This is a genomic window from Winogradskyella helgolandensis, assembly GCF_013404085.1.
Lineage (GTDB): Bacteria > Bacteroidota > Bacteroidia > Flavobacteriales > Flavobacteriaceae > Winogradskyella > Winogradskyella helgolandensis.
The window spans coordinates 3172056-3184894 of record NZ_JABFHO010000001.1; the positions used below are offsets into that span (position 1 = coordinate 3172056).

The 12839-nt window shown below is 33.8% G+C and carries 9 protein-coding genes; 3 read left to right on the forward strand and 6 right to left on the reverse strand.

All coding sequences use genetic code 11. The features are described 5' to 3' along the window. Window positions 1–37 precede the first annotated feature (37 nt). The 6 genes from HM992_RS13355 to dnaK all read right to left on the reverse strand — a co-directional run bounded on the left by HM992_RS13355 (window position 38) and on the right by dnaK (window position 6750). Window positions 38–1267: a class I SAM-dependent rRNA methyltransferase gene (locus HM992_RS13355; RefSeq protein ID WP_179320023.1), complete on the reverse strand. Its 1230-nt coding sequence runs from the start codon at window positions 1265–1267 to the stop codon at window positions 38–40. 225 nt (window positions 1268–1492) lie between these two features. Next, the gene (locus HM992_RS13360; protein ID WP_179320024.1) at window positions 1493–2542 is read right to left on the reverse strand and encodes a hypothetical protein; all 1050 of its coding nucleotides are present in this window, start codon (window positions 2540–2542) and stop codon (window positions 1493–1495) included. 20 nt (window positions 2543–2562) lie between these two features. Next, complete coding sequence (locus HM992_RS13365) at window positions 2563–3333, reverse strand: hypothetical protein (protein WP_179320025.1); 771 nt, start codon at window positions 3331–3333, stop codon at window positions 2563–2565. Then, window positions 3320–3886, reverse strand: coding sequence for an RNA polymerase sigma factor (locus HM992_RS13370; RefSeq protein ID WP_179320026.1), 567 nt, complete (start codon window positions 3884–3886; stop codon window positions 3320–3322). Before HM992_RS13370 ends, HM992_RS13365 begins: the two co-directional genes overlap by 14 nt. Before the next feature lie 92 nt (window positions 3887–3978). Next, complete coding sequence (locus HM992_RS13375; RefSeq protein WP_179320027.1) at window positions 3979–4494, reverse strand: outer membrane beta-barrel protein; 516 nt, start codon at window positions 4492–4494, stop codon at window positions 3979–3981. Between the two features lie 354 nt (window positions 4495–4848). Beyond that, window positions 4849–6750, reverse strand: coding sequence for a molecular chaperone DnaK (dnaK, locus tag HM992_RS13380; protein ID WP_178985473.1), 1902 nt, complete (start codon window positions 6748–6750; stop codon window positions 4849–4851). A 291-nt stretch (window positions 6751–7041) separates the two neighbouring features. Between dnaK and HM992_RS13385 the strand changes: the two genes are divergently transcribed. The 3 genes from HM992_RS13385 to HM992_RS13395 all read left to right on the forward strand — a co-directional run bounded on the left by HM992_RS13385 (window position 7042) and on the right by HM992_RS13395 (window position 12836). Continuing rightward, on the forward strand, window positions 7042–10581 hold the full coding sequence (locus HM992_RS13385; RefSeq protein ID WP_179320028.1) for a choice-of-anchor I family protein: 3540 nt from the start codon (window positions 7042–7044) through the stop codon (window positions 10579–10581). Window positions 10582–10750: 169 nt separating this feature from the next. After that, window positions 10751–11287 carry a collagen-like protein gene (locus tag HM992_RS13390; RefSeq protein ID WP_179320029.1) on the forward strand — a complete coding sequence of 179 codons (537 nt, stop codon included), beginning with the start codon at window positions 10751–10753 and terminating at the stop codon, window positions 11285–11287. Window positions 11288–11411: 124 nt separating this feature from the next. Beyond that, window positions 11412–12836, forward strand: coding sequence for an L-serine ammonia-lyase (locus HM992_RS13395; protein ID WP_179320030.1), 1425 nt, complete (start codon window positions 11412–11414; stop codon window positions 12834–12836). Window positions 12837–12839 lie beyond the last annotated feature (3 nt).

Consider the following 12839-nt stretch of genomic DNA (forward strand, 5'->3'; position numbering starts at 1 on the left):
GACTAGCCTATAAAAATAATTCAACTAAAAAACTATATCACTCTAAAAAACGATAATAGCCACATTTTAAATAGGCTCCCTCGGGAAATGCTATTGGGTGATCACTATCGTGTTTGGTTTTTAATTCCGTTTCAAAAAGTCTTGATTGAGAATTTAAGACTTGAGAATTCAAATCGAAAAATGATTGTGCCAATACTCTAGAGGAACACGATGCTAAAACTAAAAGTCCATTCTTCGCTGTCAACTTCTCACCTAATTCGGCTAATTGTGCATATTTCTTTTTTGCTAAATCTATTTCAGATTGTTGTTTTGCAAAACTTGGCGGATCAATAACGACCACATCATAGGTTTTTCCTTTTGCTATTAAAGCTTTCATTTCTGCGAATGCATCACCTGAGATGGTTTTATGTTGCCCTGAATAGGCATTCAACTTTCCATTTTCGCGAGCCATATCTAAAGCTTGCTTACTAATGTCTAAACTTGTAACATCCGTTGCACCTTTTGCTAAAGCGTGAACTGAAAATCCACCAGCATAAGAAAATACATCTAAAACTGATTTGCCTTTACTTAATTCGCCAACACGTCTTCTGTTATCTCTATGATCTAAAAAATAACCTGTTTTATGCCCTTTTATCACATTAGCAGAAAAATTAACACCATGTTCTACAAATTCTACAACTTCATTGTCTAGTGTACCAAAAATAACTTCACCATCTTTTAAAGAGTGGTTTTTACTATTCTGTAAGCTTCTACTTAAACGCATTACGATGGTTTCAGCTTTTGACGTTTGTTGTAAACTTTCTAGAATAGGTTCTAAATAAGGTAACCAAATTTCGGAATATACTTTTACAACTAATACAGAATCATAAACATCAGCAATAAGTCCTGGGAAACCATCATTCTCACCAAATAATAAGCGGTAACTATTGGTATTTGTTAAAAGTAACTCTGAACGCTTTTCAAAAGCCAATTCAATTTTATGCTGAAAAAAATCGGCATTAACCTCAACTTTAGTTTCGGCATTATGAATGATTTTAATACGGATTGGAGAATCAGCATCATACAATCCTAAACCAACGACTTTATTTTTATTCTTACTGAAAATGATAGCTAAATCACCGGTTTCTGCTTCATCGTTAATCTTAACTATACTGTTAGAAAACACCCAAGGATGTCCTTTTACAACGAATTGTTCTCCTTTAGCATTAAGTTTTACAGCTAATCGTTTTGGGGTGTAATCGGTTTTGATTTGGATTGAAAAAGACATTCTTATATATTAGACTTCGAAAGTACAAAACTTAAATAAATAATAGTGAAAATTGATGCTTTCAGTTGAACATATTACTTAAGATAATTGGGATTAATCTCAATACAAAGAGCTGATTTTTATCTAAAATTGAAGATTCAAAAATTCATAAAAAAAACGTAATCAACTTAGGGAATTCTAAAGAGATTACGTTGAATTTATACCCGAAATAATTGAACTTACATTCTAATTGATATCCACCCTTAAACCAATAGAAAGTGTATTTATGTCTTCAGGATTATCTTTAAATACGGGATTCATATCATATTTTGCATAAATACTTACATCTCTATAACCAAAATAAACACTTGGTCCAAAATTAAAACTGTTCATATTAAAGTGGTAAGTTTCTGTCTGCCTTATATCCTTACCACCTTCTTTATATTTAATAAATTGGGATGTCTGGGTCCTTACTGAGAAAAATCCCCCAAGTCCTAATCTAAAACCACGTTGTGATCTCAAATAAGTTTGTTCAGTTTTTTTATGATATTGTGGCTTTGAAAAATCTAATTCTATATGCACAGGAATTCCAAAGGATAAATTATTTAATCTCGATTTTTTTAATTCAAAACCAATATCTTCAAGCGTCGTTTGGTTGCCATTAGTAACTAATATATCACTATCCTCTTTTGGTCTTATTTCATCTGTCATCATTGATAATCCAAATTTTAGATTCCAAAGATTTTTATTTTCTTTAAGTCTATATTTAAAAGTAAAACCTAACTCACCATAACCTATCGGATTCACCTTAAAACCATCTCCATAATAATCACCTCCATTTAAAACGGTATTTATACCTAATGCAAATACAAATTGAGTAGTGAAACGTTTTTCAACTTCTAAACCGCTAATAGAATCTTTATAAAAATTTTCCTCTTCAAAAACGCTTATGAATGGTTTATTTGGCTCCTCAGTACGCTCTAATTTACCACTAACTTTATTTTTAATTAATAATTGTAGCTTTTGTTCTTCAATAAAAACAGCATCATTAATACGGTTAGCATGGTAAGCGGCTAGTTTCTTTTTTTCTACCTCAGCTGTGTCTGCGGTGATTTCATTTTTTTCTACCTTCTTATCAATCTTCTTAATCTCTTTTTTTAAGATACTTTTTTCTGAGGTGGTGATAGAATCAATTCTCGAGGCAATAGTTGCGGCTTGTTCTTCAAAAGTATTGGTCTGTGCCCTTAAAAATGGTGTACAACATAATATGGCAACTAATAAAATGGTCTGCTTCATAATTAAATAGTTTAAAGTGATTAATTGTTGTGTTCGTAATTTCTGTTGGCAACAGCTTCGTTTAGTTGCTTAAGATGCTTACCTGCTTTCTTAAAAATGCTTTTATTTTTTTCGTCGAATAGTTCTTTTTCCATTTCGAGTAAAAGTTGGTCGGCATTTAAATAAGAATCTGATAATTGTTTTTTATTCTGAATTAAATTTAAACTATGATCCTTTCCTGTTGACTCCAAAAGCTCCTCTGCTGTAATATATTGAAATTGTTGGGGTGACTTTATTACTGCGATATCCTCTGATTCTTTAACTTTTACAAGATCTTTATCTATAACAATTGTAGAATTTTCCAATAGTAAGTTCACTTCCTCAGTAGTTTCAATGTCTTGCTTTGCAACTATCTTTTTAGAAACCGTTTCTTTTAAGTTTGAAGTGACCTTAGACTGTTTTCTTATTTCAGGTTCTTGTTTAGATTCTTGCTGAGTTTCTAAAACTATAGCCTTATTCTGAATTACATAATCTGGAGTGTTTTGCTGCTGTGTTTCGTTAGGTACATCTTTTTCAAAACTGATTTCAGTGGCTTGCTTTTCGACTCCTTCATTTAACAAAAATTTACCGCCAACAAAAATTAACCCTAAAACCAAAGACGCAGCTGCAGCATAGTGTATCCAAAGTTTTTTATTGTTTTTGGGTTTAGTACTTAAGGCTACAATTAGGCGTTCTCTAGCTTGTGCAGAGGGCTCAATACTTCTATCTTTAAAGTTATCCTGGATTAATTTTTCTATATTATTGGGTTCCATTGTGTGTGTTATTTAAATTCGCTAAACTACTTTTTAAAAGCTTTTTAGCATGTGCTAATTGCGATTTTGAAGTGCCTATACTTACATGTAATAGTTCTGATATTTCCCTGTGCTTATAACCTTCAACCACATATAGATTAAAAATTGTTTTACAACCAATAGGAAGTTGGTCTACTGCAGTTTGTATGATGTCAGAAGTCGAAAGATCAGTTGTTGAAGCTGGTTGTGTAAAATAGTAATCTTTAATTTCAACGACATTAAATTTATTCTTTTGAATTCGTAAATACGAAATACATTCACGTACCATAATGCGTCTTAACCAACCTTCAAAACTACCATAAGGTTCATATTTATTAATATTTTGAAATGCTTTATGAAATGATGTTATCATTACATCCTCTGCAAACTGTAAATCTTTAATATACTGCCTACAAACACCAAGCATCTTTCCTGAGAATTTATCATAAAGTGCTAACTGAGCTTTTTGGTTGGACTTTTGGGCCAATCCAACCAGCTCACTTAAACTTTGATTTATAGATATTAGTTTTGACATTGATATACGGTTGTCTTCTAAATAATTTCTGGTTTCTTAAATACTATTTAATAATACTTACTGTTTTACAAATTGTAAAATATTAAAACACATTAAATTTTATATGTAAATATAGCTCCTGCATTTAAAATACCTCCAGGAGAAAAACTACTGTAAGTTGAAACAATTCTTAACCCATAATTGAATCTACTTTTTAAATTAAATATGGTTTGAACTCCTATATCTATACCTAGACCATTATTATCATCTTCAAGTATTTTTTCATCAAAATTGATATAAGAAAATCCAACTATCGATTCGAGTTTAGAATTTTCCGACTTTCCAAAATCATAAGTGACTTGAATGGCATATTTATCTAGTTTGTAATTAATATCCAATTCTTTACTTCTCATCGTAGCATTTGCCAATGTTAAATCAATACCCATATCATTATTAATAGCATATCCTAAAGCTACTTCAAAATTCTCACCAAAATCTTTACCGACTAATTGTTCACTCAAACCAAACCTGAAAGTAAATTTTGATGTATCCGTCTTCTCATCTTGAGCATATATTAAGTTAATACTTAAAATAAAGGCTAAAACAATAATGTAGTTTACTTTTTTCATAATACGTGTTTTTAATTAATGTTTGATTTTATTTGAAGCTCAGTTATATTTTCGCTTCTATTAGTAAAAACGCTTTCAAATTCAAAAAGGTTGGATGAAAATTAAAAAAAATTAAAAATACATGTAAAACAAAAAAACGCAACCAAATTAATGGTTGCGTTTTTTACTCTATAATATTAGTCTTTAGCTTCTTCAAGCTTCTGACTTTAATTTTTGTTGAGATCCCAAAACAAATTTAGGATAAGCGATTCACACAACTTTCGCAAAAGCAAAAGTTGATTCCCTGAGATGCCCACCTTCGTTGGCATAAGTGATTCACTCAAAATATGCCAAAAGCATATTAAGGTTCTCTACTTACTTAACCTCTTCGAAATCTACATCTTCAACATCGCTAGATTCATCAGCTGGTTGCTCTGCTCCTGCTTCAGGACCAGCAGCTCCACCTTGACCTTCGGCTTGTGCTTTGTACATTTCTTCGCTAGCTACTTTCCATGCTTCATTGATTTTATCTAAAGCTGGTGTAATAACTGCGATATCTTTTGATTCGTATGCTGCTTTCAATTCTTCAAGAGCTGACTCAATTGGCGCTTTCTTATCATCAGATAATTTATCACCAAATTCTTTCAACTGACTTTCAGTTTGGAAAATCATACCATCTGCCTCATTCAATTTATCAGCAGTTTCTTTTGCTTTAGCATCTGACTCAGCATTTGCTTCTGCATCAGCTTTCATCTTTTGGATTTCCTCTTCTGTTAATCCTGAAGATGCTTCAATTCTGATATCTTGAGTTTTGTTTGTTGCTTTATCTGTAGCAGATACTTTAATGATACCATTGGCATCAATATCAAACGTTACTTCAATCTGAGGTGTTCCTCTTCTTGATGGTGGAATTCCGTCTAAATGGAAACGACCAATTGTTTTATTATCTGCTGCCATTGGACGCTCACCTTGTAATACGTGAATTTCTACTGATGGCTGATTGTCTGCTGCTGTTGAGAATACTTGCGATTTCTTTGTAGGAATCGTTGTGTTAGACTCAATCAACTTTGTCATTACATTACCCATAGTTTCAATACCTAATGATAATGGAGTAACGTCTAATAAAAGAACGTCTTTTACATCACCAGATAAAACACCACCTTGGATAGCTGCACCTAAAGAAACAACTTCATCAGGATTTACACCTTTACTTGGTGCTTTTCCGAAAAATGCTTCAACGGCACTTACAACTGCAGGAATACGTGTAGAACCACCTACTAAAATAACTTGGTCAATATCAGATTTTGATAAACCTGCTGCTTTTAGAGCTGTTTGACAAGGCTCAATAGTACGTTTGATTAAATCATCAATTAATTGCTCAAATTTAGAACGTGTCAATGTACGTACCAAGTGCTTTGGTCCACTAGCTGTTGCTGTAACGTAAGGTAAGTTAATTTCAGTTTGTGCAGAAGATGATAATTCAATCTTCGCTTTTTCTGCTGCTTCTTTTAAACGTTGTAAAGCCATTGGGTCTTTACGTAAGTCCATGTTTTCATCAGCAATAAATTCTTCAGCTAACCAATCGATAATACGTTGATCAACATCATCACCACCTAAGTGTGTATCACCATCTGTAGATAATACTTCAAATACACCATCACCTAATTCTAGAATAGATACATCATGTGTTCCTCCACCAAAATCAAATACTACGATTTTTTGGTCAGTACCTTTTTTGTCCATTCCATAAGCTAAAGCTGCAGCTGTTGGTTCGTTTATAATTCTACGAACTTTTAAACCTGCAATCTCACCAGCTTCTTTTGTAGCCTGACGTTGTGCATCATTAAAATATGCTGGTACTGTAATTACAGCTTCAGACACATCTTGTCCTAAATAATCTTCAGCAGTTTTCTTCATTTTCTGAAGTACCATTGCAGATAATTCTTGAGGCGTGTATAAACGACCATCGATATCTACTCTTGGAGTATCGTTGTCACCTTTTACCACTTTATATGGTACACGTTCAGCTTCTTTCTTAGACTCAGAATACTTGTTACCCATAAAACGTTTAACCGAATAAACCGTTTTTGTTGGGTTAGTAACTGCTTGTCTTTTTGCTGGATCTCCAACTTTAATTTCACCACCTTCTACGAAAGCGATAACCGAAGGTGTTGTTCTTTTACCTTCAGCGTTCGGGATTACAACTGGCTCATTACCTTCCATTACAGAAACACAAGAGTTGGTTGTACCTAAATCAATTCCAATAATCTTACTCATAATATTTATTTGTTAATAGTTTTCCGCTTCCACCTAATGTTAGACAAATACACGGAAATTATAGTGTGTTAATTTTTAATCTCGATAACTAATAGTCAATGATTATGCCATGACAAAAAATATGACATGATGTCACTTTATTAAATTGTTATGAGATCATAAGCCGCACAACATTAAGAATACATCCACTTAACTTTCTCACATCCATTCTTCATTCTTTAATAATACTGAGCAAATACAAAAGAAACTTATGCGTAATAGTTTTACAAGAACTAAAAACAACCAAAAATTATGAAACACATTTTACGATTATTTTTTATTTTGTTTACATGCTTTGCTAGTGCTCAATTAAGTACTGGTGACATGGCATTTACTGCTTTTCACGCTAATGAAGACGATGATTTTGCAATGGTTACATTTGTTGACATTCCTTCAAATAGTATTATTTATTTTTCTGACAAAGAATGGACAGGAACAGAATTTAATTCTGGTGAAGCTAATTATGAATGGCAAACAGGTACAGAAGTAATTACAGCCGGATCAATTATTACATTTTACACTGTTAGTGACATACCAATTGTATCACATGGAACTATAGTTGGGGAACCTGGTGGAATTTCAGCCTCATCTGAAGCTGTATTTGTATATCAAGGTATAGATATAGATACTCCAACAACTTTTATTACGGCTGTTGCCAATTCATCTTCTGCCTATGATGATGGTGCTGGCACTGGTTTAATTGGCACTGGACTTACAGAAGGCTCTACGGCTTTAACGTATGCTAACGGAACGTCTTTGGCTGTTTACAATGGACCAAGAACAGGCTATACAGCTAACGGCTATATTGTTGCTTTAAATACTATGAGTAACTATAACTTTGAAGAAGCTGCTAATCTACCTTTTGACACAACTCCGTTTGTAATCTCAACGACAGATACAAACCCTCCAAGTGTTGCTAATGTTTATTCAATTAACCAAACCACAACCAACGTTGTATTTACTGAAGAGGTCACACAAACTACAGCAGAAGCAATGGCTAATTATGTTTTCAGTCCTACTCTTAATGTGAATTCAATTGTTTATGATAACGTTACGTTAACAGCAACTCTTACACATTCAGGTTTAACTGAAGGTTTAGCTTATAACGTTAGCATTAACAATCTTGAAGATGCATTTACCAACACACAAACTACAGCTTATGTGAGTGACGATTTTTATTACAACTCCTTAAGTTCTGGTTTAATCATTACTGAAATCATGTATAATGCACCTTCTGATAACTCTAATGCTTTGGAGTTTTTAGAAATCTATAATAATAGTACTACTTCAATTGATTTAGGAGGTATAACGGTTAATGATGAAGGTAATTTCTTTTTTATATTTCCTGAAATGACTTTAGCTTCAGAAGGCATTGTTTTACTAGCGACTGACAAAGCTTCTGCCGATGCCTTTTACGGAGTGACATTTTTAGATATGCCACAGGCTATTTCTAATGCTTTAGGTAATGGTGGCGAATTATTAGAAATTAAAAATTCTGAAGGCACTGTCATATCTCAAGTTGAATATAGTGATGATGCGCCTTGGCCAACCACTGCAGATGGTGATGGCCCTTCTTTAGAATTAGTGAATCTTGAAGGAGATTTTAACGAAGGTACTAACTGGTTGCCTGCGACTAACTTAGTGGGTCAATCTTTAGGTGACGACGTATTTGCCTCACCAGGAACTTATAGTCCTATTATCAATGTGACTCCACAGATTAGTTTTGCCGAAAGCACTTATGTTATTAGTGAAGATGGAACTAGCCTTGAGGTTTCAATAGAGTTATCTGCATCTACAGCTAACATCGTTTCAATAGATGTTAGTTTAGTTACCGAATTATTAACAGCTACAGAAACTGATGATTTTACTTTTACAAACCAAACCATAGATTTTCCTGCTAATTTTACAGATGCAATTTCAATAACAATTCCTCTTGTTGATGATGCTCTAGCAGAAATGGATGAACTTTTCATTTTAAGGCTTTCAAATCCTATTAATGGTACTTTAGGTGCTTATGAAACTACAGGAGTTTATATTATAGATAATGATACGGCGACACCTGCGGCAACTGATCTTTTAGATATTACTTATTTATCTAGTTATTTAGTAGATGGTGCTGGTTCTGCAGAAATTGTGGCTCACGATCCGGTTTCAGAACGTCTATTCGTTTTAAATTCAATAGCTCAGAAATTAGAGATAATCGACTTCTCTGATATCAACGCCATTTCCACAATCAGTGCAATCGATTTATCAACTTATGGTGATCCAACGAGTGTGGCTTACATGAATAATATCGTCGCTCTTGGGATTTCAAAAGGACCTTTAGAAGATGGTGTTGTTGTATTTTGCGATATTGATGGCACAATCTTATCGACCGTAATTGCTGGAAATCTACCTGATATGGTAGGATTTACTCCTGATGGCACAAAACTTTTAGTCGCTAACGAAGGGCAACCAAATGATGATTATTCTGTAGATCCTGAAGGCAGTATTTCCGTTATAGATGTTACAGCAGGCTTAGGAAATATTTCTCAAGCGGATGTTACAAGTATCAACTTTAACAGTTTTGATAGTCAATTGGCCTCATTACAAGCTGCAGGTGTTAGAATATTTGGCCCAAATGCTTCAGTATCTCAAGACTTAGAACCAGAATACATTTCATTCTCAAGTGATTCACAAACGGCTTATGTAACGCTTCAAGAAAACAATGCTATTGGAGTTATCGACTTAACAACAAACAGTATTACATCTATATTACCATTAGGTTTAAAAGATCATGCTTTAGCAGGAAACACATTAGATGCCTCTGATGATACGGACTTTATTTTCTTAGCGAATTGGCCTGTAAAAGGAATGTACATGCCAGATGCTATGGCGTCTTACGAAGTGGGAGGTGTGACTTATTTAGTTACGGCTAATGAAGGTGATGCAAGAGAATATGACACATTCGAAGAAGAAGAGCGCGTAAGCGATTTAAACTTAGATCCAACAGTTTTTCCTAATGCTGAATTCTTACAATTAGACAGTAACTTAGGACGATTAACCGTAACAAATGCAAATGGAGATTTAGATGATGATGGTGATTTTGACGAAATTCATGTGTTAGGATCGCGTTCTTTTAGTATTTGGAATACAGCCACAGGTGCATTGGTTTTTGATAGTGGTGATGACTTTGAACGTATTACTGCAAATGACCCAACTTATGGAGGTTTATTTAACGCTAGTAACAGTAATAACAACTTTAAAAACAGAAGTGATAATAAAGGTCCTGAGCCAGAAGGTGTCACTATTACAGAAATTGATGGTCAGGTTTATGCGTTTATCACTTTAGAACGTGTTGGTGGTTTTATGACTTACAACATTACTGATCCTAACAATGCTGTTTTTGAAAAGTACATTAATAACAGAGACTTAGGAGAAGATGAAGGTGGTGACTTAGGACCAGAAGGCATAATCTATGTGACACCAGAAAATAGTCCAAATGATACAGGTTTAGTGATTATGGCTAATGAGGTAAGTTCTACTTTAAGTTTCTATGCACTTAATAATAACACTTTAAGTGCTGATGAATTTACTTTACAGTCTGAAGCTTTAAAAATGTATCCTAATCCTTCAAAATCTAACCAAACGGTATATTTTAATCAAACGGTTTCTGTTTCTTTATTTGATCTTCAAGGTCGTGAAATAGTGTCTAAAGAAAATACAATGGATTTTCAATTGCCAACTTTAACTGCTGGTACCTATATCTTGAAAACAAAAAATGGTGAAAGCTTTAAGCTTTTAATCAAATAAATCTGCTAATTTATGTCCATGAAAAGCACCTTCAATTGAAGGTGCTTTTTTTATTGTAATAATTCCATTCAATTTTTATTTGAAAGTTAAATCTTAATAATATCTAAAAGGGCATGTTGTTTGATAACAAATAGCAATACATTAGTAATTAATTAAATTTTATATCATCATGAAAAAAATAACCTCTTTATTATTTGCCCTTACCTTTATATTAACCTCTTGTACAGGAGATCAAGGCCCTCCTGGTTTTGATGGTGCACCAGGTATACCAGCAGATGAATATGCTGCTCAGTCATTTGAGGTATCGCCAATTAATTTTCAATACGATAACGATACAGGTCTTCAGGAAGTAATTGTAGCTTTGCCTTATGACTTACTAGATAGCGATGTTGTTTTAGTTTATAGATTAGATGAAGTAGTAACTATTGATGGACAAGACACTGATGCATGGTCGCCGCTTCCTCAAAACTTCTTTCTTAACGACACTGATATTATTCAATACGTATTTAATCATACTTTTGCTGATGTTAAATTGTTAATAGATGGAAACTTTAATCTTTCAACTTTAGATGCTGGTTTTACTCAAAACCAAGTTTTTAGAATCGTTATTTTACCTGCAGATCCTGTTAATAGCCTTGATATTGATTTTACAAACTTAGACAGTGTCATAGAAGCATTTCATATAACAGAGTTTGAAACACTATAAACTTACTTTCAAAGAAAAACACAAAGCCTGAAGATTCAATTTTCAGGCTTTTTTTATTTCGGAAATTGACACCATTGAATTAACATCTACCTATATTTGTATTTAAACAAAAACGATTTCGTAAATGGAGTGTATTTCAGTTTTCGACATGCTAAAAATTGGTGTAGGCCCATCAAGTTCTCATACCTTGGGTCCTTGGCGAGCGGCAGAGCGTTGGATTAAAGAGTTAAAAGACAAAAAGCGTTTTGATAAGGTTGAAAAAATCACCGTAGACTTATTTGGCTCCTTATCTTTAACAGGCAAAGGACATGCCACAGATTTTGCTGTAATACTAGGTTTAACTGGTGCAGATCCTGAACGCATGCCTATTGAAGATATTGATACCATTATTAATAAAGTAAAGACGGATTCCGTTTTAATGTTTAATAATGAACGTGAGATTCCTTTCGATTTTAAATCTAATATCATTTTTAACCGAAAATCGCTACCATTTCATTCTAACGGAATGATTTTTACAGCGCTAATCAACGGCCGGAATTACAAATACACCTACTACTCTATTGGTGGCGGTTTTGTAGTGCAAGAAGAACGGAAAGTCTCTAAAGCAAACAAGATAATATTCTACTGTACTTTTCCCTATCCTGTCGCTTATGGGACAGAACTACTAAAATTTTGCGAGCAATTACGACTACCAATATCTGGAGTCGTTTTAGAAAATGAAAAATCGATAAGAGATGAATCTGAAATAGATTTTGAATTAAAACGCATTTGGAATACGATGCTAGAATGCATGTATACAGGTTGCCATACCGAAGGTAATTTACCAGGTGGACTTAATGTAAGACGCCGTGCTTTTGACATGCACAAAAATATAATTGGAGACAATACTTACGAAAACCCTCAAGAATGGCTAGAAACCATTAGAAAAACGGAAGTTAAATTTCGTCAGATTCTAAAATGGGTAAGTTGTTTTGCTTTAGCAGTCAATGAAGTTAATGCCTCTTTAGGTCGTGTGGTAACCGCTCCTACGAACGGAAGTGCTGGCGTTATTCCATCGGTATTAATGTATTACTTAGTGATTGAAAATCATGAAGCGGATTTTGAACATATTAAAAAATTCCTTTTAGTGGCTAGTGAAATAGGAAGCATATTTAAAAAGAATGCCACTATTAGTGCTGCTATGGGAGGCTGCCAGGCCGAAATTGGAGTATCCTCTGCCATGGCAGCTGGTGCTTTAACCGAATTATTAGGAGGAACACCAGAACAAGTTTTAGTGGCTGCAGAAATTGCTATGGAACATCACTTAGGTTTAACTTGTGATCCTATTGGTGGTTTAGTTCAAATACCGTGTATAGAACGCAATTCTATGGGAGCCATTAAAGCGATTAATGCCGCTGAATTAGCTTTAGATACAGATCCCAAAAACGTAAAAGTCCCATTAGATAAAGTAGTTCAAACCATGTGGGAAACCGCAAAGGATATGAGTTCTAAGTATAAGGAAACCTCTGAAGGTGGTTTGGCCGTCGGGGTTCATTTAACCGATTGTTAACCT